25 protein-coding genes are annotated in these 23,723 nt (G+C 70.3%); 14 read left to right on the top strand and 11 right to left on the bottom strand.

Features of this window, described 5'->3' with window-relative positions; all coding sequences use genetic code 11:
• The first annotated feature begins 100 nt into the window (after positions 1-100).
• Genes HUW46_RS23845 through HUW46_RS23830 form a run of 4 tightly spaced genes read left to right on the top strand, consistent with a single transcriptional unit; the run spans position 101 to position 3,382 of the window.
• Positions 101-649, top strand: coding sequence for a hypothetical protein (locus HUW46_RS23845; protein WP_215549385.1), 549 nt, complete (start codon positions 101-103; stop codon positions 647-649).
• 30 nt (positions 650-679) lie between these two features.
• The gene (locus HUW46_RS23840) at positions 680-1,486 is read left to right on the top strand and encodes a DinB family protein (RefSeq protein WP_215549384.1); all 807 of its coding nucleotides are present in this window, start codon (positions 680-682) and stop codon (positions 1,484-1,486) included.
• 55 nt (positions 1,487-1,541) lie between these two features.
• Positions 1,542-2,726 (top strand): sensor histidine kinase, encoded by a 1,185-nt coding sequence (locus tag HUW46_RS23835; RefSeq protein WP_215549383.1) that lies wholly within the window; start codon positions 1,542-1,544, stop codon positions 2,724-2,726.
• Positions 2,723-3,382, top strand: coding sequence for a response regulator (locus HUW46_RS23830; RefSeq protein WP_215549382.1), 660 nt, complete (start codon positions 2,723-2,725; stop codon positions 3,380-3,382). Before HUW46_RS23835 ends, HUW46_RS23830 begins: the two co-directional genes overlap by 4 nt.
• Before the next feature lie 96 nt (positions 3,383-3,478).
• Here the strand turns inward: HUW46_RS23830 and HUW46_RS23825 are convergent, their stop codons facing one another.
• A complete protein-coding gene (locus HUW46_RS23825; RefSeq protein WP_215549381.1) occupies positions 3,479-4,465 on the bottom strand; it encodes a PucR family transcriptional regulator in 987 nt (328 codons plus the stop codon).
• Positions 4,466-4,579: 114 nt separating this feature from the next.
• Here HUW46_RS23825 and HUW46_RS23820 point away from each other — a divergent pair, with 114 nt between their 5' ends.
• From HUW46_RS23820 to HUW46_RS23800, 5 genes are all read left to right on the top strand, one after another.
• Complete coding sequence (locus HUW46_RS23820; protein WP_215549380.1) at positions 4,580-5,524, top strand: alpha/beta hydrolase; 945 nt, start codon at positions 4,580-4,582, stop codon at positions 5,522-5,524.
• A gap of 82 nt (positions 5,525-5,606) precedes the next feature.
• Positions 5,607-7,025 carry a hypothetical protein gene (locus HUW46_RS23815; protein WP_215549379.1) on the top strand — a complete coding sequence of 473 codons (1,419 nt, stop codon included), beginning with the start codon at positions 5,607-5,609 and terminating at the stop codon, positions 7,023-7,025.
• On the top strand, positions 7,022-7,450 hold the full coding sequence (locus tag HUW46_RS23810) for a FixH family protein (RefSeq protein WP_215549378.1): 429 nt from the start codon (positions 7,022-7,024) through the stop codon (positions 7,448-7,450). Before HUW46_RS23815 ends, HUW46_RS23810 begins: the two co-directional genes overlap by 4 nt.
• A 15-nt stretch (positions 7,451-7,465) precedes the next feature.
• Positions 7,466-8,569 carry a hypothetical protein gene (locus HUW46_RS23805; protein ID WP_215549377.1) on the top strand — a complete coding sequence of 368 codons (1,104 nt, stop codon included), beginning with the start codon at positions 7,466-7,468 and terminating at the stop codon, positions 8,567-8,569.
• A 2-nt stretch (positions 8,570-8,571) separates the two neighbouring features.
• Complete coding sequence (locus HUW46_RS23800; protein WP_442860992.1) at positions 8,572-9,102, top strand: hypothetical protein; 531 nt, start codon at positions 8,572-8,574, stop codon at positions 9,100-9,102.
• A 387-nt stretch (positions 9,103-9,489) separates the two neighbouring features.
• On the opposite strand, the gene HUW46_RS23795 is transcribed toward HUW46_RS23800, so the two are convergent.
• Positions 9,490-10,842, bottom strand: a complete 1,353-nt coding sequence (locus tag HUW46_RS23795; RefSeq protein ID WP_254126496.1) for a glycoside hydrolase 5 family protein — start codon at positions 10,840-10,842, stop codon at positions 9,490-9,492.
• A gap of 80 nt (positions 10,843-10,922) precedes the next feature.
• Positions 10,923-11,180: a DUF397 domain-containing protein gene (locus HUW46_RS23790; protein WP_215549375.1), complete on the bottom strand. Its 258-nt coding sequence runs from the start codon at positions 11,178-11,180 to the stop codon at positions 10,923-10,925.
• A gap of 271 nt (positions 11,181-11,451) precedes the next feature.
• Here HUW46_RS23790 and HUW46_RS23785 point away from each other — a divergent pair, with 271 nt between their 5' ends.
• Both HUW46_RS23785 and HUW46_RS23780 read left to right on the top strand, forming a co-directional pair.
• Positions 11,452-11,919: a hypothetical protein gene (locus tag HUW46_RS23785; RefSeq protein WP_254126495.1), complete on the top strand. Its 468-nt coding sequence runs from the start codon at positions 11,452-11,454 to the stop codon at positions 11,917-11,919.
• Positions 11,916-12,167 carry a hypothetical protein gene (locus HUW46_RS23780; RefSeq protein WP_215549374.1) on the top strand — a complete coding sequence of 84 codons (252 nt, stop codon included), beginning with the start codon at positions 11,916-11,918 and terminating at the stop codon, positions 12,165-12,167. Before HUW46_RS23785 ends, HUW46_RS23780 begins: the two co-directional genes overlap by 4 nt.
• Here HUW46_RS23780 and HUW46_RS23775 read toward each other — a convergent pair.
• Positions 12,164-13,021, bottom strand: coding sequence for a helix-turn-helix domain-containing protein (locus tag HUW46_RS23775; RefSeq protein WP_215549373.1), 858 nt, complete (start codon positions 13,019-13,021; stop codon positions 12,164-12,166). The genes HUW46_RS23780 and HUW46_RS23775 overlap by 4 nt on opposite strands.
• 210 nt (positions 13,022-13,231) lie before the next feature.
• On the opposite strand from HUW46_RS23775, the gene gndA reads away from it, so the two are divergent.
• Together gndA and HUW46_RS23765 are read left to right on the top strand one after the other, a co-directional pair.
• Positions 13,232-14,671 carry an NADP-dependent phosphogluconate dehydrogenase gene (gene gndA, locus HUW46_RS23770; RefSeq protein WP_215549372.1) on the top strand — a complete coding sequence of 480 codons (1,440 nt, stop codon included), beginning with the start codon at positions 13,232-13,234 and terminating at the stop codon, positions 14,669-14,671.
• A 129-nt stretch (positions 14,672-14,800) separates the two neighbouring features.
• Entirely contained in the window at positions 14,801-15,463 is a 663-nt protein-coding gene (locus HUW46_RS23765) for an L-2-amino-thiazoline-4-carboxylic acid hydrolase (RefSeq protein WP_215549371.1), read from the top strand.
• A gap of 100 nt (positions 15,464-15,563) precedes the next feature.
• On the opposite strand, the gene HUW46_RS23760 is transcribed toward HUW46_RS23765, so the two are convergent.
• The 6 genes from HUW46_RS23760 to HUW46_RS23735 form a co-directional block, all read right to left on the bottom strand.
• A complete protein-coding gene (locus HUW46_RS23760) occupies positions 15,564-16,337 on the bottom strand; it encodes a S1 family peptidase (protein ID WP_215549370.1) in 774 nt (257 codons plus the stop codon).
• Positions 16,338-16,429: 92 nt separating this feature from the next.
• A complete protein-coding gene (locus tag HUW46_RS23755; RefSeq protein WP_215549369.1) occupies positions 16,430-17,164 on the bottom strand; it encodes a Clp protease N-terminal domain-containing protein in 735 nt (244 codons plus the stop codon).
• Between the two features lie 52 nt (positions 17,165-17,216).
• Entirely contained in the window at positions 17,217-18,389 is a 1,173-nt protein-coding gene (locus HUW46_RS23750) for a 4-hydroxybenzoate 3-monooxygenase (RefSeq protein ID WP_215549368.1), read from the bottom strand.
• Between the two features lie 88 nt (positions 18,390-18,477).
• Complete coding sequence (locus HUW46_RS23745; protein WP_215549367.1) at positions 18,478-19,248, bottom strand: IclR family transcriptional regulator; 771 nt, start codon at positions 19,246-19,248, stop codon at positions 18,478-18,480.
• Between the two features lie 56 nt (positions 19,249-19,304).
• Positions 19,305-19,619, bottom strand: a complete 315-nt coding sequence (locus HUW46_RS23740) for an NIPSNAP family protein (protein WP_215549366.1) — start codon at positions 19,617-19,619, stop codon at positions 19,305-19,307.
• 23 nt (positions 19,620-19,642) lie between these two features.
• Positions 19,643-21,454 (bottom strand): amino acid transporter, encoded by a 1,812-nt coding sequence (locus HUW46_RS23735; protein ID WP_442860991.1) that lies wholly within the window; start codon positions 21,452-21,454, stop codon positions 19,643-19,645.
• Positions 21,455-21,650: 196 nt separating this feature from the next.
• Between HUW46_RS23735 and HUW46_RS23730 the strand changes: the two genes are divergently transcribed.
• Positions 21,651-22,436, top strand: a complete 786-nt coding sequence (locus tag HUW46_RS23730; RefSeq protein WP_215549364.1) for an enoyl-CoA hydratase/isomerase family protein — start codon at positions 21,651-21,653, stop codon at positions 22,434-22,436.
• A gap of 15 nt (positions 22,437-22,451) precedes the next feature.
• Here the strand turns inward: HUW46_RS23730 and HUW46_RS23725 are convergent, their stop codons facing one another.
• The gene (locus HUW46_RS23725; RefSeq protein WP_215549363.1) at positions 22,452-23,615 is read right to left on the bottom strand and encodes a beta-ketoacyl synthase N-terminal-like domain-containing protein; all 1,164 of its coding nucleotides are present in this window, start codon (positions 23,613-23,615) and stop codon (positions 22,452-22,454) included.
• Positions 23,616-23,723: the final 108 nt, after the last annotated feature.

Raw genomic sequence — 23,723 nt, 5'->3', positions numbered from 1 at the left:
CTGTGCGTTTCCTGTGCGCTTTCACCCGGCCGTGCGGGTGCACAGGGACGGCCCATCGAGGGCACAGCGGGTTCACAGCGAGTTGTCCGACAGTGGTCGCATGAGCACCCAAGACCCTGAGGGCACTACGTGGGGCGAGCCCCAGCCCGCGCAGCCGAAGAACTGGACCGGGCGCAAAACCGCCGTCGCGGCGGGCGTCGCGGTCGTCATCGCCGCCGCGGGCGGGGTGGCGATCTGGGCGGGCACCAGCGCCAGCGGGCAGGAAAGCGGCCCCGGCGGGCGCGGTGGCTTCGGCGGCCCGCCCGGGATGATGGCGGGTGGCGCGGCCGCGCTGCGCGACGCGGTGCACGGCGACTTCGTCGTGTCCGATGGGAAAGGCGGCTACACCACCGAACGCCTGCAAACCGGCCAGGTCACCGCGATCAGCGCCACCTCGATCACCACCGCGAGCAAGGACGGCTACACCCAGACCTACGCCATCGACACCACCACGCGGAAGGTCAAGGACCCGAAGACCGGGGACACCGTCACCGTCGTCGCGAAGGTCTCCGGCAATACCGCCACCGCGACCACGATTTCCGAGGGCTCCCTCGGCGGCGGGAGCGGCAGGCGAGGTCAGCAGGGCCAGCGGCCACCTGGAACTCCCTGAATTGTCGGGCCGCGCCGCTACGATTCCGGAATGGCGGACTTCGATGGCGACGACCTCACCGGCTCGACGTTCAAGCACACGACCCTGTCCGACGCGCGGTTCGAGGATCTGCGCGCGAACGGCGCGCGGTTCCGCTGCGTGGACCTGTCGGGCGCGAACTTCCGCGGCGTCTATTTCGGCGGGGTGGTGATGAGCGGCGCCATTATGTCCGATGTGGACATTCACGGCGAGATCGAGGGCCTGCGGATCAACGGTGTCGACGTCGGACCGTTCATCGAAGCGGAGCTGGACCGGCGCCATCCCGAGCGCGCGAAGATGCGGCCGGTCGACCCCGAGGGTTTCCGCGAGGCGTGGGCGATCCTGGAACGGCTGTGGGAAGGCACCGTCGAACGGGCGCGCGGGCTCGATCCCGCGCTGCTGCACGAATCGGTGGACGGCGAGTGGTCGTTCATCGAAACCCTGCGGCACCTGGTGTTCGTCACGGACGCCTGGGTGCGGCGGGCGGTGCTCGGCGAGCGGGCGCCGTGGGACGCGCTCGGCCTGCCGTGGGACGAGGCGCCCGAACTGCCGGGCGTGCCGTGGGACCGGTCCGCGCGGCCGTCGCTGGACACCGTGCTGGCGCTGCGCCGGGAGCGGACGGCGACCGTGCGCGAGGTGTTCGGCGGGCTGACCGAGCAGTCGCTGGCCGCCGACACCGCTGTCCTCGAAGGCGGAAGCTGGCCGCCGGCGGGCAGCCACCCGGTGCGCGAGTGCCTGCGGTGCGTCCTCAACGAGGAATGGGAGCACCGGCTCTACGCCGAGCGCGATCTCGACGCGCTGTTCGCCAGGCAGGGGTGAGCGAACCGGTGTGCCATTGTTGCCACGGGGCTCACCACCGGAGGAAACGGCAGCAGTGGTCGACATCAGCGGTTCGCTGGCGAGGCAGGCGTGGCTCGTCGCCGCCGTCTGCCTGGTCGCCGATCTCAGCACGTTCCTGATCTTCGGCCCGCCGCTGACGCGGTGGGACACCCTCGTGGTGGTCGCGTGCGCGGTGGTCGCCGATCTCGCGCTCGCCGCGAGCGCACGGCTTTCCGGGCTGGTCGCGGCCGGCCACGCCGCGCTCGCGGTGCTGGCGCCGCTGCTGTTGTGCACCTGCACCGGCGGTGTCCGGGTACCGAACAACTCGGGCATCCTCGTCGCGGGTTACCGGGCGGGCGCGTGGCTCCGCACGCCGCAGGCCGTGCTGGCGCTCGCCGTGATGTTCGCTGGGCTCACCGCGTCGTACCTGCTCGGCGGGGGCCGCAACGCGCACGACTGGCGGCTGCTCACCGCGAACCTGCTCACTTCGGTCGCGCTGCCGTGGCTCGTCGGCCGCTACACGACCGCGCGCCGCGCCTACGTCGCCGAGCTGGAAAAGCAGGAGGAACGCAAGCGCCGCAACGAACGCGAGGACGTCGAACGCGCGGTCGCCGACGAGCGCAGCGCGATCGCGCGGGACCTGCACGACGTCATCTCGCACCACGTGAGCGCGATCGGCCTGCACGCGGGCGCGGCGAGGATGGGCCTGACCGAACCCGGGGAGGCGAAGGTGCACCGGTCACTGATCGCCGTCGAAACGGCGAGCCGGTCGGCGATGGTGGATCTGCGCAGGCTCCTCGACCTGCTGCACGGGCAGGATTCCGGCCCGGCGAGCAGGCAGCCAGGGCTCGACAACCTCGACGAACTGCTCGACGGCATGCGCGCGGCCGGTCTCGCGGTGCGGCTGACCACCGAAGGCAAGCCGTCGGAGCTGCCGGGTTCGCTCGACATCGCGTTGTACCGGATCGCGCAGGAAGCGCTCACGAACGCGCTGCGGCACGGCGACGGCGGCCAGGTGGAGCTGGTGCTGACCTACCGGCGGACCGAGGTGGCGCTCACCGTGACGAACCCGGCGAGCCCTGCCGCGCGGCACGAGGAGCGCGCGCACCTCGGGCTCAGCGGGATCCGCCAGCGCGTGGCGCTCTTCGGCGGCACCGCGACCTACGGCATGCTCGCCGACGGCGCGCACTGGCAGGTGCGCGTCGCGTTCGGCATCGACCCCGCGGGAGGGCAGGAGTGACGATCCGGGTGCTGCTCGCCGACGATCACGCGATGTTCCGGTCCGGGATGCGCGCGGTGCTGGAAACCCAGCCGCACCTCGACTGCGTCGCCGAGGTCGCCGACGGGCACGCGGCCGTCGCCGAGACGCGGCGGCTCCGGCCCGACGTCGCCGTCCTGGACATCCGCATGCCGAAGCTCGACGGGCTCGCCGCCGCCGAGGCGATCCTTTCCTCGCCCGGCAACGAGACCAGGGTCCTCGTGCTCACCACGTACGACCTCGACGACTACGTCTACCGCGCGCTGCGGGCCGGTGCGAGCGGGTTCCTGCTCAAGAGCCTGCCGCCGGAGGAACTGCTGTCCGCGATCACGGTGGCCGCGCGCGGGGACGCGCTGATCGACCCGTCGGTAACGCGGCGGCTGGTCGCGCGCTTCACCAGCAGCATCGAACCCGTGCACGGCGCGCCGGAGCTGGACCGGCTCACCTCGCGGGAACGGGAAGTGCTGCTGCTCATCGCGGACGCCCGCAGCAACGCCGAAATCGCGGCGGCCCTGCACGTCGGCGAAGAGACCGTGAAGACGCACGTGTCGCGGGTGCTGGCGAAACTGGGCCTGCGGGATCGGGTGCACGCCGTCGTCTACGCCTACCGGTACGGCCTGGTCGAGCCCCCGCACTGAGCGCGTTTAGCGGGCTAAACGCGCTCGGCGGCCCGCTGCCCGCGACGGCGTCCGGCAGGCTCCCGGCCTGCAGTTAGCGGGCTAAACGCGCTCGGGTCACGCGTCCCGCAGGCGGCGCAGCAGGAAGGCGAGGTGCAGCCGGAAGCGCCCGTCCGGGGTGCCGACCTCGAACCCGAGCGCGCGTTCGGCATGGGCGATCCGGCTCGCGATCGTGCTGTGGTGCCGGTACACCGCGGTCGCCGTCTTGCGCACGGATCCGCTCTCGATGAACGCGGCGAGCACGGTCAGCAGATCCGCGCCGTGCGGTTCGGCGGCGAGCCGGTCGAGCGCGGCGAGGTCGCCGACGTCCGCGAGGTCCTCGGCGCTCAGCCGCGCAAGCACCGAAAGGGCGCCAAGGGTTTCCGAGCGGATCACCGGCGGGCCGCCGTGGCCCGCGAACCGCAGCGCCGCCTTCGCCGCGCGCCACGATTCGGGCAGCGCGGACGGGTCGGCGACCGGGCCGATCCCGGCGCGCACCCCGTCCGGCGCGCGCCACCCGTCGGCGAAACCGGGCGGCACGAGCAGCGCGTGGACGCGCCCGATCGTCGCGTAACCGGAACCGACGGCACCGGGATCTTCGCTGGTGAAAGCGATTGCGCGACGCGGGTCCGCGATGCCGAGCAGGTGCAGCGCCCGCGCGCGCTCCGCGTCGCCGGTGGAATCGGCGAGCACGAGTTCCACCAGCGCGGGATCGCCGAACCCGAGTTCGGACCTGCCGAGCAGCGCGGCGGAGATCGCGAACCGCTCGAGGAGCATTTCGTCGAGCGGGCCGGGGTCGCCGCCGCGTTCCAGCCACGTCGTCCCGCGGACGACGGCGTCGCCGGGCACCTCGCCGGACGTGCTCAACCCGCCTTCGGGATCCGCGCGCAGCCACACGTCGCCGGAGGCGAGGCCCACCGGGCATTCGGCGAGCTTCGCGCACTGCCGGACGAGTTCCGGCAACCGCACCCCGGCCGTGACGAGCGCGTCGAAGAACCCGATCACCCGCACCGCGCTTTCCGCGTCGGCGTCCAGCGACGACAGGCGCAGCAGCAGGCTTCTCATGCCTTCAGACGGTACCGCCGGAATGGCGGGTGCGAAGCCGCTCAGGCCCGACACCCGGCGGATGCGGTGGTACCCGGCGGGGACGAAGATCGGAATCCCACCGAGGAGGTTGGCATGGCATACCGGTTCGATCCCGAACTCGTCCCGTGGATCCCGATGATCGGCGAGGTCGAGAGCGACCTGAGCGATATCGTCGCCGCTCGCGTCAAGGTCGCCGAGTTGTTCGCGTCCGTCGAAACGGCGCCGTTCCCCGAGGGCGTGACCACGCGCGACGTGACCGTGCCCGGTGATCCCGGCGTACGGGTCCGCGTCTACACGCCGCGGGACGCGACCGGCGGCGGCGTGCTCTACATCCACGGCGGCGGGTTCATCATCGGCAACATCGAGATGGGTGACGGCGATGCCGCCGCGATCGCTGACGAGATCGGCGCCGTGGTGGTGTCCGTCGACTACCGCCTCGCGCCGGAAAACCCGTTCCCCGCCGGGCTGGAGGACTGCTACACCGCACTGGTCTGGACCGCGGAGCACGCGGCCGAACTCGGCATCGACCCGGCGCGCATCGCGGTGGCGGGCGAGAGTGCGGGCGGCGGGCTTTCCGCGGCGCTGGCGCTGCTCGCGCGCGACCGCGGCGGCCCCGCGCTGTGCTTCCAGGTGCTGAACATCCCCGAACTCGACGACCGGCTGGACACGCCGTCGATGCGCCAGTTCACCGACACCCCGATGTGGCGAACCGACCGCGCCGAGATCAGCTGGAAATACTACCTGTGCGGTGACTCCACTGTGGACGGTGAGGACGGCAGGCACTACGCGGCGCCCGCCCGCGCGGAAGACCTGAGCGGGCTACCGCCCGCGTTCGTGTCCACGTGCGAATTCGACCCGCTTCGCGACGAAGGCCTGAGCTACGCGCAACGCCTGCTGCAGGCGGGCGTCAGCACCGAACTGCACCACTACCCCGGCACGTTCCACGGGTCGAGCCTCGTGCGCGAAGCAGGCGTCACGAAGCGGATGACCTCCGATCTGCGCGGGGCCCTGAAGCGCGCGCTCGGGGGCACCCCCTAGCCCGCATCCCCCGTACAGGGGACGAAAAATCCCCCCGCGCCGTGACGCTTCGCGGCACCGCTCCTGGCTACCTTCGGTCACCATGACCAGCGAGCACCGGGGACCACGGGTGGCGTTCGTCGTCGTGGTGCTCGCCCTGCTCGCGCTGACCGGCGCGGCACCGGCCTCGGCCGACGGCGCGCCGGTCGGCGCCGATCTGCACATCGCGCAGACGCTCGGCGACCGCGAGCTGACCGTGGTCATCCGCCGCGCCGAACCGGTTCCGGGCCCGCTACGCGTCGAACTCGTGACGCACACCGGCACGCGGCCGGGGCCGGTCACCGCGCGGACCTCGTTCGCGGGCGCGGTCACCAGCAGCGCGGTCATCACCCTCGGCGCCGCGCCTGGCCCCTACGACGGCACGCTGCGCGTCGAACGGCCCGGGGCGTGGGAGCTGCTCCTCGACGACGGCGACCAGGTCGCCCGCATTCCGTTCGTCGTGCCCGCGCTCGTGGCTTCACCGTGGGAAAAGACGACCTACGGCGGCTTCGTCGCGGCCGGGGTGCTGCTGCTCGTCTCGCTCGGCGTCGCGCTGAAACGGCCGCGGTTCGCGCTCGTGCCCGCGACGGGCGTGGTCGCCGCCGTCGCGGTCGCGGTCACCGCCGCGCTGCTGTCCGCGCAGATCACCCCGCCGCCGCCACCCGGTGCCGTGCTGGACCCGACCGAGGACACCGTCGCCGATCCGTTCGCGGTACCCCCACCGTCCATTGTGGATTTCTCACGGCCGCCGGTGAACCTCCTGGCCCGCGCCGAAGCGCCGGGGCGGCTCCGCGTCGACGTCACGGACGGGTCCACCGGCCGTCCAGCCGACGACCTCCTCGTGCACGACAACGCGTTGGTGCACCTGGTGATCGTGTCCCCGGCAGGCCGGATGTGGCACCTGCACCCGGTCCGCACCGCGCCCGGTTCCTACGCGGTTCGGCTCGACGTGCCGGAAACCGGGGACTACGCGGTGTCCGCCGAACTGGCGCGCCGGGGCGGCGGCGTGCAGCTCGCGCGGACGAAGCTGCACCTGACCGCCACCGCGGCACCCACGACCGCGCCCGCCGCGCCGAGACCGGGAATCCGCCAGCTCGGCGGCACGTCCGTCGACCTGAGGACCACGCCGCTCACCGCGGGCCGGACCGGCACGGTCACCGCGCGCTTCCCGACCGCGGACCTGCAGCCGTGGCTGGGCATGCTGGGCCACCTCATCGTCGTCGGCCCGCTGCCGGACGGGCCGATCGATGCCGTGGCCGCGCCGGTGTGGGCCCACGCGCACGCGATGACCCCGGTGGTGCCCGGCGCGGTCGGCGGCCAGCCGGACGAGACGGTCGCCGCGTACGGGCCGGACGTGGCGTTCAGTTACACCTTTCCGCTGCCCGGCCGGTACCGGCTGTGGGTGCAGGCCGAGCGGGGCTACACGGTGCTGACGGTGCCCGCCACGGTCGAAGTGGCGGCGGGGAACGGAGAAAACCGATGACGGTGACACCGACGCGGCGCAAACCGGTGGTGCTGATCGCGGCGGTCGCCGTCGTCGTGGCGGGCGTGCTCGCGTGGCTCTGGTGGCCGTCGTCGGAAAGCGGGCCGACCGTGCTCGACGCGAGCACCGGCAGCCACAACGTCCGGCTGTCGATCGACAGCCCGAAAGCGGGCGAAAACACGGTTTCGCTCACCATCACCGACCTGCACGGGCGAGCGGCGCCGCTCGACGAAGTGACCGTCGAACCGGTCATGCCGCAGATGGGGCACGCGCTCGTGCCGGTGCCCGCGATCGCCACCGGGGACGGCGCCTTCCGCGCGGCGCCGACCGTGCTGCCGATGACCGGCCAGTGGGAGATCACCGTGACCATGCGCGGCGGAGGCGGCCAGGACCAGGTCGTTTTCCCGTTGCTTGTGCGGAATTAACGAGGGAGGACCTTCATGGACATGACGGTATCCGCGGCGCTGCCGCGGACGGCGTCGGCGCGGGGCTGGCCACCCGCGGTGACATTGCTCGGCGGGACCATGCTCTCGCTGATCGGGCTCACCTGGGACGTGCAGTGGCACAGCGACGTCGGGCCGGACACGTTCTTCACGCTGCCGCACCTGTTCCTCTACGCGGGCAGCGCGGTCGCCGGGCTCACCAGCCTCGCGGTGGTGCTGCTGACGACCGCGCGCCAGCGCGCCGGGCGGGAGATCGACCCGCACGTCGGCGGCAGGGTGGTCGGCGTGTTCGGGAAGACCTTCGCCGCGCCCGTCGGGTACCTCGTGTCCGGCGTCGGCGCCGCGCTGTTCCTGAGCTACGGGCTGTGGGACCAGTGGTGGCACGGGCTCTACGGGTTCGACGCGGTGATCTCCTCGCCGCCGCACATCGGGTTGCTGCTGTCGGTGACGATCACCGTGATCGGCTCGATCATGGTCTTCGCCTCCGCGCGCGATCTGCGGTGGGGTCTGATCGGCACGATCGCCGGGATCGGCGTGCTGCTCGCGTTCAGCGCGATCACCGTGCTGGGACTGCAGGAACTCGAAGGCGGGATCGTCAGCGCCACCGATGTCGGCGTCTCGTTCATGTCGGTGCTGCTGGTGCTCGTCGCGCGCGGGTTCTTCGGGAAACCGGGTGGCGCGCTGCTCGCGGCGGCGGCGCTCGGCGTGCTGCAGGCGGTGTTCTGGTGGTTCTCGCCGTGGGCCGCGCACGTCTACGCGGACGCCGTCGGCCTGCCCATCCGCGACTACGTCAGCGGCGTGCCGGAGATGCCGTCGCTCATGCCGATGGCGCTCGTCGTGGTGGCGGCGCTGATCGAACTGGTGCTGCGGCGGGGAACGGCGCGCTGGCTGCCGCTCGCCGCCGGTGCGCTCGGCGGGTTGCTGGTGTCCGGGCTCCAGCCGTGGCAACGCGGCTGGCTGTTCCACTACTCGCCGCATCTCGACAGCGTCCTGGTCACCTGCGCGGTGGCGACCGTGCTCGGCGCGCTCGCCGGGCACCTCGGCTGGCGGTTCGGCGGGATGCTGCGGCTGCTCGCCCCGATTGCAGGAGAGCGGAAATGAAGCTGCGCAAGGGTTTCGCGGTGATCGCCGCGGTCGCGGGACTGACCGTCGCGAGTGCGTCACCGGCGCTGGCGTACGAGCCGGTGAACATCGTGCACACCGAGCACGTGCAGGCTGGCCCGTACGGGCTGACCGTCGGGTTCAGCACCTGGCCGGTGCGCGCCGAGCAGTCGCTCGACTTCACCTTCATCCCCGACGGCGGGATCGAGGGCAAGTCCGGCGTGGTCACCAAGGTCAACCCGAAGGGCACGGCGAACCGCCCGCAGCCGCTCGTGCGGCACCCGCGCAAGCTCGACGTGTGGGGCTGGGACATCAAGTCGCTGCCGCTGGACGGCGACTGGCAGCTGCGGTTCCAGATCGACGGCCCGGCCGGCCGCGGCGCTGGCGCGCTGCCGGTGCTGCCGGTGCTCGAACAGCCCGGCCCGCCGATGGGGTTGAGCTGGGGCATCAGCACGATCCCGCTGCTCGCGCTGATCGCCTTCCTCGCCGTCGCCTGGCGCCGGACGCGCCCCGCCCTGAAGCTCGCGACCTGATCGCCGGAGTGCGTTTAGCGGGCTAAACGCACTCCGGGGGCCCGCTCTTCCTGGCGGGCGGTGGGCGCGGCGGGCCCCGAAAGATGCTCCTACAGGGGTCGGGCCGCAGGTACCGCCGAAGGGCGTTCAGCGTCCCGATCTCGGCCCTCGCTGCGGGCTGCCGCCACCTGCGCGAGTCCCCGAAGGTGGCTTTCAGGGCATCCAGCGCCCCGAAAGCCACCTTCGGAGCACCGGCAAGCGGGACGCCGGGCGCGCGAGGGGTGGATATGCGCCGTTGAGCGCCCCGAAGGCCACCTTCGGGGCATGCACAGCCTCACCCGCGCGGGAGCGAGGGCCGAGAAAGTGGCGCTAGATTCCCCGAAGGTGGCCTTCGGGGCATGCGGGCGGTCAGGGGCGGACCAGGGTGGTGATGCCGCGCGCCTTCAGGTGGGCGGCATCACCGGCACGGCTCTCCAGTACGAGCGCCGCCCGCGTGCCCTTGCCCGCCAACGAAAAGAACAGGTCCGTGCCCTTGCCCGGTGCCGCGTCCGGGACGACGATCCCGGTCGCGCGCGGTTCGGGGCGCGGTGGCGTGCGGTCGAACTCGGCGGCCAGTTCGCGCAGCGCCTTGCCCGCCGGTTTCAGCTTGCGGTCGTTCGTGTAGAGGCCGAGGTCGTACTCCAGCGGATTCAGCTTCGGCACGAGCGCTTCCGAAACGTCGTGCGAGCACCACCAGGTGAACCCGAACAGGTGCTCGGAACTGGCGGCGTTCCGGATCGAGCGCTTCATCCACTCGCCGAGCATCGGCCGGGTCGCGTCGGAGAAGTGCAGCGACGGCGCGGCGCCGTCCTCCTGCACCCACGACGGCCGCCCCGGTTCGCCGTAGGCCTGCATGAGCTGGACGAGGCGCTCCGCGTTGTGGGTCGCGAGCGGGCCGAGCGGATCGGTTTTCAGTATCTGCTTGAAGGAGGTCCACGGGTGGATCGCGTTGATCGTGCCCCCGGTCGCGAGCGCTGTGCGCGTGAAGTACCGGTCGCCGGTGGCGTCCCACGGCGCCGAGTCGCAGCCGACCGTGTGCAGCTTGCCCGGCGCGGCCTCGCCCGCGGTGCCCGCGAGCGAGGTGTACCAGTGATCGGCCTGCGCCGGGGTCAGCTCGAACCCGGCGAACGAATCCCAGTAGTAGTACGGCTCGTTCGACAGGTCGAAGCCGAGGAACCGCCGGTGCCGCCCGATCGCACCCGCCAGCGCGCGCAGGAACGCGTGCTGCGCTTCGAGTGCGGCGGGGTCGGTGAACCAGTTGACCGGCTCGGGTTTCGCCTGCAGCCAGTTCGGTGTCCAGTACCGCGCCGAGATGTGCCCGTTGAACACCGTCGGCTCGACGTCGAGCCCCGCGTCGTCGGCGAGGTCGAGCAGCTGCGCGAGCCGGTCCAGCTTCTCCCTGCTGACCAGCAGCGGCTCCGGCTGGAACTCCGACCACAGCAGCATGATCCGGATGTGGTCGAGCCCGAGGCGCGCGATGTCGTCGAGATCGCGGCGGATCTCGTCGGTGCGCCAGTCCTGCCAGTGGTGGAACCAGCGCGCCGAAGGCGTGTAGTTGACGCCGAGGCGGAACCGGCGGCGCCGCCCGATCGCCGCCGGTTCCGCCGGATCCGCCGGATCCGCCACTGCCGCCTGTGCCGTCGTCACCGCGGCGGCACCCAGCATCGTGCTCCCGAGGAAGACCCGTCTGCCGAAACCCGCCGCTCGATCGCGCTCACCCATGGCTCACAGGTAGCACGGGAGCGCACCGGGGCGGGAGAACCGGCCGGAAACCTGTCCGGTCCGGTCATCCGTTCGGCGGGTCAGGCGGCGGGCAGGTCGAACTGGCCCGCCTTCACCGCGGTCAGGAACGCCTCCCACTCGCCGGTGCCGAACACGAACACCGGGCTCTCGGCGAGTTTCGTGTCCCGCACCCCGACCAGGCCGGACACGCCGAGGTGAACTTCGACACAGTTACCGCCATTCGGCTCACTCGCGTACGACTTTTCCCACCCCGCGTCGTCGAACAGTGCTACCGCGGTCGCCGGGTCGTAATCCGCCGTGGCGAGATAATCCGACATGTGATCCAACCTCCATGCCTGCTTCGGGACCGGCTGCGACGTGCGCAAACGAGCTGGCCCCGAATCTGTTGCGTCATACGGCGTCTGCGAAAGGTCCGTCCGAGTGACCCCACTGTCGATCACTCGACACCAAGATTATTCCAGTAGTAGGATTAATCCCAGCGGCTGGGGTCAGACGGTAAGGGAATAGCTGTCCGTACCAGCAGTACGGGGACGGTTTGCCTCCGGTCGCGGGCCTCGAACGTCCGTGGCAGCCCCCTGGGGAGGATCGATGGTGACCGTGCGGGAGACCACCGCGGTGCGACCGGCGGCGGGCTGTGCGTCCCGTCCCCTGGCGCGCGACGCCGCGCCAGCCCCGTTCATGGTCGTCGGGCTGGTCAACGGGCACGAAGTAGCGGCCGCGGTGCCCTCCCCGGCCGCCGCGGTGCGCCGCCTGCTCGACTGGCTGACCCTCGACGACGACGCCAGTGCCGTCTGGTACCTGCGGGAGGACTGGCCGGAGCCGGTCACCGTGGTCGCGAGAATGGTCTCCGGCGCGGTCGGCGAAACCCGCCGCACCGCGCACCTGTTCCAGCTCCTCCCCGGTGACGTGCAGTGCGGCCCGATGATCGCGCGCTGCGGCACCGAACTCTGTCCGTCCGAAGTGGAATGGCTGCGGCTCGGCGCGGGGATGCCGTGCGAACAGTGCCTCGCCGCCGCGAGCGCCGAGCGGCGCGCACTGGAAGCCGTGGCCGGATGACCGTCCGCATCTCCACCGCCGACGACCGCGAACCCGGCGCACCGGACACCCCGGCACCGGAGGACGGCAGGCGGTGGACCGTCGTGCCGGGGTCGTTCAGCACCCCGCGGCACGCCTGGCTCGACCACGTCGGCACCGGCGAGGAAGCCAGGCCGCCCGGCAGCACGCCCGAGCCGTCGCCATGGGTGTTCGTGGCGGTGAAGGACTACCTCGAATCGGGCACCACGGCGCAGCCGACGACCCGTTAGACGATCATCTTCTTGCGGTAGTCGTCGGCGAGCGCGGCGAGGAATTCCCTGCTGTCCTGGCGTTCCAAGGCGGCGCCGCGCAGCCTGTCCCACGAGTCGACGAAGAGCTGGAAGTCCTTCGGCTCGTCGAGGTAGTGCCCGCCCGCCGAGTGTTCGATGTAGACGAAGTCGCGGGTGCGGTCGGCGAACCGCATGATGGTGAAGTCGTTCGGCACGGCGGCGAGGCGCGCGTCGAACGGCAGGATGTGCACGTACACCCTGGCGCGCTTGTCCAGTTCCAGCAAGTGTTCCACCTGGTCGAGCATCACCGCGGGCGCGCCGCCGCCCGGTGCGCGGCGCAGCGCGGCCTCGCTCAGGATGAACCGGTAGTACGGCGGCTGCTGCTGGTCGAACACGGCCTTGCGGTCGAGCCGGTTGCGCACCAGCGAGGTCACGTCCGTGGCGCCCGCTTCGGTGAACTGCTTGAGCATGTAGTGCTCGGACTGCAGCGGCCCGGGGATCCGTTCGCCGTGCCACGTCATGATCTCGGCGGCAGCGGGCTCGAGATCGGTGAAGGTGCGGAACCAGTGCGGCACGACCGCGCGGTAGCCGGACCAGTGCCCGCGCTGCCCGGCGGCGGCGCGCGCCAGCTCCAGCAGCGTCTCGGACTCCTCGCCGTTGACACCGAACGCGTCCAGCATGGCGCGGACGTCGCCGAGCTTGACCCCGACCGAGCCCGATTCGATCTTGTTGACCTTGCCCTGGGTACAGCCGAGCACGTCGGCCACCTGCTGCTGGGTCATGCCCGCCGCGGCCCGCGCGTGCCGCAGCTCGTTGCCGAGCTGCTTACGGCGTGAGGTGACGGTGCTGGCCATCAGCGCACCCCCGGGGTACTCACTGCTGCCTCCAAGTCCGAACGAGCCCCTGACTTTAACTTCTCACGGAGGGGAACGCGACGATGACACCGTGCAGCGTTGCAGGTAACTGATCAAAACGCCAGTAGGAGGCCATCGGCAACGGCGGCGGAGTGCCCGCGCGGGATAGTCTTCGGGGGAATTCGAGACACCGGGAAGGCAGTGCTATCCATGAGCAAGAAGGCGAGCATCGGGGTCACGGGGCTTGCGGTGATGGGCAGGAACCTGGCGCGCAACCTGGCGCGGCACGGGCACACCGTGGCACTGCACAACCGCTCCGAACAACGGACCCGCGATCTGGTCGCGCAGTTCGGCGACGAGGGCGAGTTCATCCCGGCGTACTCCGCGCAGGAGTTCGTCGACGCGCTCGAACGCCCTCGCCAAGTGGTGATCATGGTCAAGGCCGGCAGGCCGACCGACGCGGTGATCGAGGAGTTCGCGCCGCTGCTCGAACCCGGTGACGTGATCGTCGACGCGGGCAACGCGCACTTCGCGGACACGCGGCGCCGCGAAGCCGCGTTGCGGGAGCAGGGCCTGCACTTCGTCGGCACCGGGGTGTCCGGCGGCGAGGAAGGCGCGCTGCACGGGCCGAGCATCATGCCCGGCGGGTCGAAGGAGTCCTACGAGTCGCTCGGCCCGCTGTTCGAGGACATCTCGGCGAAGGTCGACGGCGAGCCGTGCTGCACGCACGTCGGCGCCGACGGCGCGGGCCACTTCGTGAAGATGGTGCACAACGGCATCGAATACGCCGACATGCAGCTCATCGCGGAGTCGTTCGACCTGCTGCGCGGTGCCGCCGGGTACGAGCCGGGGCAGATCGCGGAGGTCTTCCGCACCTGGAACACCGGCAGGCTCGACTCGTACCTGATCGAGATCACCTCGCAGGTCCTCGCGCACACCGACGCCGAAACCGGCAAGCCGTTCGTCGACATCGTGACCGACCAGGCGGAGCAGAAGGGCACCGGCCGCTGGACCGTCCAAATCGGACTGGACCTGGGCGTGCCGATCTCCGGGATCGCCGAAGCCGTGTTCTCGCGCTCGCTGTCGGGTTCGGCCGATCTTCGCAAGGCCGCCCGCGGGCTCGGCGGGCCCGCGCGGACGCCCCTGTCGAGCAGCGAAGCGGGCACGTTCGCCGACGACGTCGAGCAGGCGCTGTACGCGTCGAAGGTGGTGGCCTACGCGCAGGGCTTCAACCAGATCCAGGCTGGCGCGACCGAGTACGGCTGGGACATCGACCTCGGCAAGGTCGCCTCGATCTGGCGCGGCGGCTGCATCATCAGGGCGAAGTTCCTCAACGACATCACCGCGGCCTACGCCGCCGAACCGGCCCTGCCGACGCTGCTGACCTCCGGCGGCTTCCGCAAGGCCGTCGAGGACGCGCAGGACTCGTGGCGCTCGGTCATCGCCACCGCGGTGCGGCTGGGCATCCCGACGCCGGGCTTCTCCACCGCGCTCGCCTACTACGACGGCCTGCGCGCGGAGCGGCTCCCGGCGGCACTGGTGCAGGGTCAGCGCGACTACTTCGGCGCGCACACCTACCGCAGGGTCGACAAGGACGGCTCGTTCCACACCGCGTGGGCGACCGAAGACCGCGCGGAAAGCCCGGCCTGAGTTTTGCCCGTCCCCTCCCGGGTTTCGCTCCGGGAGGGGACGCGGCCGTGGTACAAAAGCACGGTAAGTATCAATCATTGAAGCGCGTGGTCGGTCGGTGGAGCGCTGAGGTCTAGAAAGGACACTCGCATGCCCACCGACAGCTTTTCCCTTGCCGACGGCGCCTACCGGCCCGATCCGGAATCCGAGATCACGCTCCTGCTCGACGGCTTCTTCGCGCATCTCGCCGCGGGCCTCGCGCTTTCCCCCGCGACGGTCGAACTGATCAAGGCGCGGCACAGCGCGCTCGAAGCGGGCGACCGGTACCTGGTCACCGACGAACCGTCACGGCACAACCTGCGGCTGACGCTCGCACTGGTCGCCGCGCACGAGGTGCTCCGTTCTTCGGTTCCTCGCGACGAGCTTCTCGCCGCGATCGAAGTGGCGTTCGTCGAGCCGTTCGCCGAGGACGTCCGCGCGGGCACGCGCGCGATGCTCGACGCGGCACCCGACCCGTTCACCGCCATGGTGGAAATGTCGAAGAACAGGGAAGAACACGCCTTCGGCCCCACGTTCACCTTCGACCGCACCGCCGACGACGACCGCCGGTACCTGCTCGACGTCCGGAAGTGCTTCTACCACGACGTACTCGCCTCGCACGGCGTCGCGGAACTGACCCCGGCGATGTGCGCGTTCGACGCCTCCTGGATCGACGCGATCGACGAGGAACGGGACGGGTTCCGGTTCGACCGCCCGACCACCATCGGCTTCGGCGGCGACCACTGCCCGTTCCACTTCAGGCGAACCAGGTAGCAGTCCACTGTAGACAATCGCTTGCCTTCGTGGCGGCGCAAGGGAAAAGGGGTGTCTTCCGGCCCCGCGCCGGAAGACACCCCTTTCACTGCCCCGGAATTCAGCTACCGGTGTTCTGGTTGATCCACGACGTGTAGGCGACCGCCGAGGTGTAGATCGACGGGCCGGTCGCGCAGGTGGAGCTGTCGTTACCGGCGCGGCTGGTGACGCCGATCAGCTGCCACTTGCCGTCCGCCTGCACGATCTGCGGGCCGCCCGAGTCGCCGTAGCAGGCGCCAGCCTTGCCGCCGGGGTTGTCCGTGCACAGCTCGACCTTGCCGTCGATGCCCTGGCACTTGCCCGCGTCGACCACGCTCGTATCGAGCTGCTGGAGCTTGACCGGCGCGTCGCAGCCGCCGCGCTCGGGGCAGGTCTGCCCCCAGCCGATGAGCCGCGACTTGGTACCGGCGTCGGCACCGGCCGCGAGCGCGACCGTCTCGGCCTTCACCGGCGAAGCCAGCTGCACGAGCGCGATGTCGCCGCCCGCGCCCTGCGGGTTGTAGTCCGGGTTGACGATGACCTTCTTGGCCTTCGCCTCCTCGCCGCCCTTCGTGCGGTCCGTGGTGCCGATCCGCGCCTGGATCTGGTCCGCGGAGGTGCCCTGCACGCAGTGCGCGGCGGTGACCACCCAGTCGGCCTTGATCAGGGAGCCGCCGCAGAAGTGCCCGCCGGAGGGGTCCTGCAACGACACCATGAACGAGTACGTCTGATCGGCGTCACTCCCGCCGACGATGTACGGCTGCACGTCCGCACTCGCCGCGCCGGCCCCGAACACGCTGGTCAGCACGCATGCCGCGCCCGTGACCAGCCCCATCACCAGAGATCGTGCCTTCATGATCCGCCTCTCGTCCGGTTCGTCCCCTGCCCCGGGGAACGCACCGGACGTTAGGCAATGTTGGTGATTTGGCAACACCGCCAAAAGTTGGTCTACTTGTCCAGAATCTCCTGGATCGCGGCGACGATCTCGGCTTCGGTCGCATCCTTCGTGACGCCGAGTTCGGCGAGCACCTCCGGACCGGTGCCCTCGCCGAGTTCGAGCAAGGCGAGCAGGATGTGTTCGGTGCCAACGAAATTGTGCCCGAGCCGCAGGCTTTCGCGCAGCGTCAGCTCCACGGACTTCTTCGACAGCGCAGTGAACGACGGAGTGTCCGATGAGGACGCCCCACGCGGCCCTGCGGCGGCGAGGGCCTTTTCCTTGGCTTCGGCCAAGGGCGCGCCGAGCTTTTCGATCACTTTCGCGGCAAGCCCGGTTTCTTCCGAGATCAGCCCGAGCAGCATGTGCTCGGTGCCGATCACCGGGCTATTCATCGATATCGCGGACTGCTGCGCCGCGACGATCACGCGGCGCGCTTTGTCGGTGTAGCGGCCGTAAACGCGTTGGTACGACTCCAGCGAAGCCTGATCGATCCCCTTGGGGACGAAGCGCTTCTGCGCCGCCTGCTTGGTCACGCCCATGCTCTGGCCGATTTCGGTCCAGGACGCGCCGGAGCGGCGGGCCTGGTCGACGAAGTGCCCGATGAGGTGGTCGGCGACCTCGCCGAGGTGCTCACCGGCGAGCACCGCGTCGGAAAGCTGGGTCAGGGAGTCGGAGTCGGGATGGGCCTGCTTGACGAAGGCGATCAGTTCGTCGAGCCGTACGGGGTTCTGGGCTGGTTCGCTCATGACGTCAACCATAGGTTGACGATTTGGCTCCGTCAACCCTGAGTTGACCAGCTCAGGCGAAGGGCAGCCCGACGTAGTTCTCCGCGAGACTGGTCGCCGCCGCCGTCGACGACGCCGTGTACCGGAGCTGCGAAAGCTGCAGGCGGCGGCCGAACCCGTCGGCGGCCGGGTCGACGTGCAGCATCGAGGTCATGAACCACGAGAAGTGCTCGGCACGCCACACCCGGCGCAGGCAAGTGTCCGAATAGGACTCCACCCTGGAAGAGTCGTTGCGCCGCAACAGATCCGTCAAAGCCGTCGACAGCACGACGACATCCGCGACGGCGAGGTTCATCCCCTTGGCCCCGGTCGGCGGGACGATGTGCGCGGCGTCCCCGGCGAGGAACAGCCTGCCGTGGCGCATCGGCTCGGCGACGAAGCTGCGCATCGGCGTGATCCCCTTGTCCAGGATCGGGCCTTCGTGCAGCGCGAAACCGCCGTTCGTGGCCAGCCGCGCGTGCAGTTCGCCGAAGATCCGCTCGTCCGGCCACGCCGCGATGTCCTCGTCCGGCGCCACCTGCAGGTAGAGGCGGGTGATCTCGGGCGAGCGCATGCTGTGCAGCGCGAACCCGCGTTCGTGGTGGGCGTAGATCAGCTCCTCGTCCGACGGCGGCGTCTTCGCGAGCACGCCGAGCCAGGCGAACGGGTACTCGCGGTCGAACGTGCGCAGCGCACCCGCGGGGACGGCGCGCCTGCTGATGCCGTGGAAGCCGTCGCAGCCCGCGATCACGTCGCAGCGCAGCTCGCGGGCGCGCCCGCCGGAATCGGTGTAGGTGATCGACGGCGCGTCCGAGCCGATCCCGTGCACGTCCACATCGGACACTTCGAATTCGATGGGCGGCCCGGCGTGCGCGGCGATCAGGTCCTTCACGATCTCCTGCTGCCCGTACACGGTGATCGACTTGCCGGTCAGCTCGGTCAGCGCGATCCGGTGGTCCTCGCCGTCGAACCGCAGCGAAAACCCGTGGTGCGGCAGGCCTTCCGCGTGCAGCCGCGCGCCGAGCCCGATCTCGTCGAGCAGGTCGACGGTCGGCTGCTCGCACACGCCCGCGCGCACGCGCTGCTCGACGTAAGCCCGATCGCGCGCTTCGAGGACGACGGAGTCGATCCCCTCGCGGTGCAGCAGCTGGGACAGCAGCAACCCCGCGGGGCCCGCCCCGATGATGCCGACCTGGGTCCTGGCCACGAACACTCCCTTCCTTCGCGAACGCCCGCAGTGTGCCCAGCCTCGTGCCTGCTTCACCAGCGGACCTTCCACTCAGCGGAAGCCTCTCTTAGGGCAGAGGCGAGGAGAGCGGGGCGCCCAGTGCTCGCGAAATTCCCCGCGCGGCGGCGCGGACGGCGGGGACGAGCGCCAGCGGGTCGGCGTTTTCGGACGGCACCACGATCGAGATCGCGGCCGCCACCTCGCCGTCGGCGCCGAACACCGGTGCCGCCACGGACAGCGCGATGAGTTCGATCTGCCCGTCGCTGATCGCGAACCCGTCCCTGCGCACGGTGGCGAGGGTCCGGCGGAGGTGCTCCCCGGTGCCGATCGTCTTGTCCGTGAACCGTTTCAGCGGCTCGGCCAGCACGGTTTCGGCCACCGTGGGCGAGTGCGCGAGCAGTGCCAACCCCACTCCCGTCGCGTGTGCGGGAAGCCGCCCGCCGACCCGCGACACGACGTTGACCGCGGCGCGCCCGGAAATCCGCTCCAGGTAGACGACCTCGGCGCCGTCCAGCACGGCGAGCTGCACGTTCTCGTGCGTCGCCTCGTACAGGTCCTCCAGGAACGGCATCGCGTTCTCGCGCAGGCCGGTGCCCCGCGGCGCGAGCGCCGCGACCTCCCACAGCCAGAGCCCCACGCGGTACCTGCCGTCGCCGTCGCGTTCGAGCGCGCCGCGTTTGGCCAGCTCACCGACCAGCCGGTGCGCCGTCGACAACGGCAGCCCGGCGCGGCGGCTCAGCTCGGACAGGCTCAGCGCCCGCCGGTCGGTGCTGAACGCGCCCAGCAGATCCAGCACCCGCTCGGCGACCGAGGGCGGGCTCGTCGCGTTGTGCCGCATCCGCCAAGGGTATGGCCGATTCGCCGGTTCCGGATCCGACCACGGGATGGCGTTCGTTAGTCCGAATCCGGCAGCAGTGGCCGCAGGAAGGTCCGGCGGTATCGAATGACGCAACCGGATTCGTCGCGGATCCGGTCGGCTTCGACGAAATCGGGGTCGGTGCCGAACAGCGATCGGTACTCCTCGTACGCGGCGAGGCTCTCGAAGCTGAACAGCGCCCGCGCTTCGTCGCTGGCGCCTTCCGCGGGCAGGAAGTAGCCGTGGTGGATGCCGCCGTGCCGCTCGACGAGTTCCATCCACCGCCGCGCGAACCGTTCGAAGTCCTCGATCTTGGCAGGGTCGATGACGTAGTCCACGACGCAGGTGATCATGTCCCGAGGATAAGCCCGGAAGGTCAGCCGACGTGCACCATCGGGCGTTGCTCCGGGTCCGGTTCGGCGCGACGCAGCACCTCACGCGTGACCGGCGGGATGTCGCCGTCGCCGAAGATCAGGTACCGCACGATGAACCGGAACGGGTTCCCCTCGGTCCACGCGAAGTAGATGTGCGGCAGCTTGCCCGTTTCGTCCCTGATGTGCAGCAGGATCGCCGCGATGGCGTTCGGGATCGACGGGCTCGTCACGCGCAGGATCCGGTACCCGTGCCGTTTTTCGCCCCGCACCCGCAGCGTCGACTCGAAGTCCGAGGCGTCCGAGATAGTGACTTCGAGAAAGATCAACGCCGAGTCGCTCGGAATGTGGTTGTCCTCGCGCGCTTCCCGTTCCTTTTCCCGGTATTCCTCCTCGTCGCGCGCGTCCGGTTCGTTCGCGATGATGCGGACGTGCCCGCTGCGCACCGCCTTGTCCAGGATCCGGGTGGCCGAGGCGTCGAAATCCACCTCGTCGACGCGCAGTTCCAGCGAACGCGTGGCACGGGAAACGAGCGACGTGGCGATGATCGCGAGAATAAAGAACGCGGCGATCTTCACGCCGTCGGGGCGTTCCACGATGTTCGCGATCGTGGTGTAGGCGAACACCACGGTGATCACCGAATACGCGATGAACGCGCGGTTCTGCTTCATTCGCTTCGCGGAAAGCGTGACCGCGACGGCGGCGGACGAAATGAGCACCAGCACACCGGTCGCGTACGCGCCGCCCTGCGCTTCCACGTTCGCGTCGAAGATCCAGGTGATCACGAACGCGATCACCGCGACCACGATCACCAGCGGCCGGGTCGCGCGGGCCCAGTCCGGCGCCATGCCGTAGCGCGGCAGGTACCTCGGCACGATGTTGAGCAGGCCAGCCATCGCGGACGCGCCGGCGAACCACAGGATCGCGATCGTGCTGACGTCGTAGACGGTGCCGAAGACGTCACCGAGGTAGCTGTGCGCGAGAAACGCCAGCGCGCGCCCGTTCGCCTGGCCACCGGCTTCGAACTCGTGCTGCGGGATCAGCACCGTGGTGGCGAAGCTGCTGGTGATCAGGAAGGCGCTCATGATCAGCGCGGCGGTGACCAGCAGGCGGCGGGTGTTCCGGATCCGCCCGGCCGGTTCCGCGTCGGTCTCGCCGTCCTTGCCGCGCACCAGCGGCATCACCGAAACCCCGGTCTCGAAGCCGGAAAGACCGAGCGCGAGCTTCGGGAACACGAGCAGCGCGACCCCGATCATCAGCCACGGGTTCGGGTGCTCGGAGATCACCAGGTTCTGCCAGTTCACCACGAGATCGGGGCTGGAGAACACGTGCGAGAGCGCGACGACGACCACGATCACGTTGAGCGTGAGGAAAACCCCGACCAGCACCACCGCGACGCCGATCGCTTCGGCGAACCCCTTGAGGAAGACCGCGCCCAGCAACGCGATCAGCAGGAGCGTGATGAGCACGCCCTTGTCGTGCAGGAAATCCGGGACGAACGGGTTTTCCACGACGTGGGCTGTCGCGTCGGCGGCCGACAGCGTGATGGTGATCACGAAGTCGGTCGCCACGAACCCGAGCAGCACGAGGACGAGCAACTTGCCCTTCCACCACGACAACAGCCGTTCGAGCATCGCGATCGAGCCCTGGCCGTGCGGGCTTTCCCTGGCCACCCTGCGGTAGATCGGCAACGCGCCGCCGAGGGTCAGCAGCACCAGCACGACGGTCGCGAGCGGCGAGAGCACGCCCGCGGCCAGCGCCGCGATCCCCGGCTGGTAGCCGAGGGTGGAGAAGTAGTCGACCCCGGTCAGGCACATCACCTTCCACCAGGGGTGGTCGTGCCGCTTGACCGGTTCGCGCCGGCCGCCCGTGAGCTGTTCGGCGCGCTTGTGCTCCCCTTCGAGCAGCCATGCCGTGAACTTGCCCGGTTTCTTGCGCGTGGTGACAGTCACCTGTGGTCTCCCCGACCCCGACTTGGCTGGACGCGGCCCATCCTGCCCTTACGATGAGCGCGTGACCACCGCACCCGCCACGGTCGAGTTCAGCGAGCACGGTCTCGCGGTGCTGACGATCGACGCCGGACCACTGAACCTGTACACCGCGCAGCTCCACGAAGCGTTCGACGCCGCACTGGACAAGGTCGAGGCCGAGCGCACCAGAGCGCTGCTGGTGCGGGCCGAGGGCAAGATCGTCAGCGGCGGCGTCGACGTGGGCCTGTTCGCCGCGCAGGACGGGCCCGACCGCGCGAAGGTGCTCTTCGACCGCATGCTCGCACTGCCGAACCGGATCGCGGCGCTGCCGTTCCCGACCGTGTTCGCCGCGCACGGGCTGTGCCTGACTTGGGCGTTCGAGGTGGCGGTCGCGTGCGACCTGATCCTCGCCACGGAGAACGCGAAATTCGGCCTGGTGGAAAAGGTCGTCGGGCTCACGCCGACGATGGGCGGCACGCAGCGGCTCGCGGCACGCGCGGGGGTGGGCAGGGCGAAGGAGTTCGTGATGACCGGCGACCGCTACAGCGCGGCGACGCTGGAAAGCTGGAACGTCGTCAACCGCGTGCTGCCCGCCGACGGGTTCGACGAGGCCGCGCACGCGTTCGCGGCCTCGCTCGCGGAAGGCCCCACCAAGGCGCACGCCGCGACGAAGGAAGTGCTCGCCCACTTCGAACGCGGCGGTGTCGACGAAGCGAACGAGCACATCACCGCGATCGCCGCGGACCTCTACCGCACGCGCGACCTGCCCGCCGCGGTGCGCTCGTTCCTCGCCGACGGACCGGGGAAGGCCACCTTCACCGGCTCCTGATCGGTCCACAGTGGACTACGACGGCGGCGCCAGCACTACGCCGGTGTCGTAGCCGCCCATGCCCAGTGCGGATTTGAACACCAGGCCGTCCTCCATTTCGACGGGACCGGCGAGCAGTTGCGGGTGGGCCTCGGCGACCGGGACTGGTGCCAGGATCCTGCCGCGCTCGTAGCTCAGCCCGGCGAGGGCGAGTTCGAGCATCGCGGACGCCGACTGGCAGTGCCCTGTCAACGGCTTCGTCGAATAGATCCCGGTGTCGGGCCGGAAAAACCGCTCGACCATCGCGGCCTCGGCCTCGTCGCACTGCTTGGTGCCGGGGCCGTGCGCGGAGAAGTACCGGATGTCCTGACCGGAAACACCGGCGTTTTCCAGCGCACCCGCGTAGCAGGCGTCGATTTCCTCCCATTTCGGGTCGATCGCGGTGGGGTGGAACGCCTCGTGCGTGATCGCGCCGCCGAGCAGCTTCGCGTACGGGTTCGCGGCCCGCTCCGACACGATCATCGCGACGGAAGCTTCCCCTGGGACGAAACCGCGGCTGCCCTTCTGGAACGGGCGGCAGCCGTCGAGCGGCTCGGAATCGGTGTAGGCCGCGCCCAGCCGGACGAAATGGGCCACGTTCTCGGGGGTCAGCGAAACGTCCGTGGTGATCACGAGGACGTCGTCGGCGAATCCGGAGTCGATCCACATCTTCGCGGTGAGCACGGCGGCGTTGCCGGACGCGCACATCGCGCTGATCGTCATCGCGGGGCCGTGGAAGCCGAATTCCTTCATCAGCATCGCGACCGGTGTCGACGGAAGCTGGGCGAGGTAGTCGCGCACCGGTCGTTCACCGCCGCAGTCGAGGTAGAACTCCCGCCACAGATCCGTCTCGCCGAGTGAGACGCCGTGGACGAGCCCGACGCGGCGCCCCGGCGTCCAGCCCCGCGCTTCGGCGTCGGCGACGGCCTCCCTGGCGGCGGCCCGCATCGCCCTGGCGAAGCGGCTGAGCCCGTCTTCGGGCTCCCCGCCGAACGGCACGTGCGCCACCCAGCCACCGTCGCCGCCGTCCGCGTGGCCGTACCCGTCGACGCGGGTCGCCGCCGGTTTTCCGGTGGCGAGCCCGTCCCACAGTCGCTCACGGCCCCAGCCGTACGCGCTGACGGCACCGATACCCACGAACCCTGACCCGTTACGCCCCATAATCCGGCCTCGGCTTTCTCGTACCGTGTGACCGGCCCGGTCCGGACCGGTCATCCTGATCCGCGTCTGATCGCGTATCGGCCCGACCACCGGATGTGATCCACAGTG

Source organism: Amycolatopsis sp. CA-230715, from assembly GCF_018736145.1.
Lineage (GTDB): Bacteria > Actinomycetota > Actinomycetes > Mycobacteriales > Pseudonocardiaceae > Amycolatopsis.
Note: the sequence above shows the minus strand (reverse complement) of the source record. Positions and strands in the feature narration are given on the sequence as shown.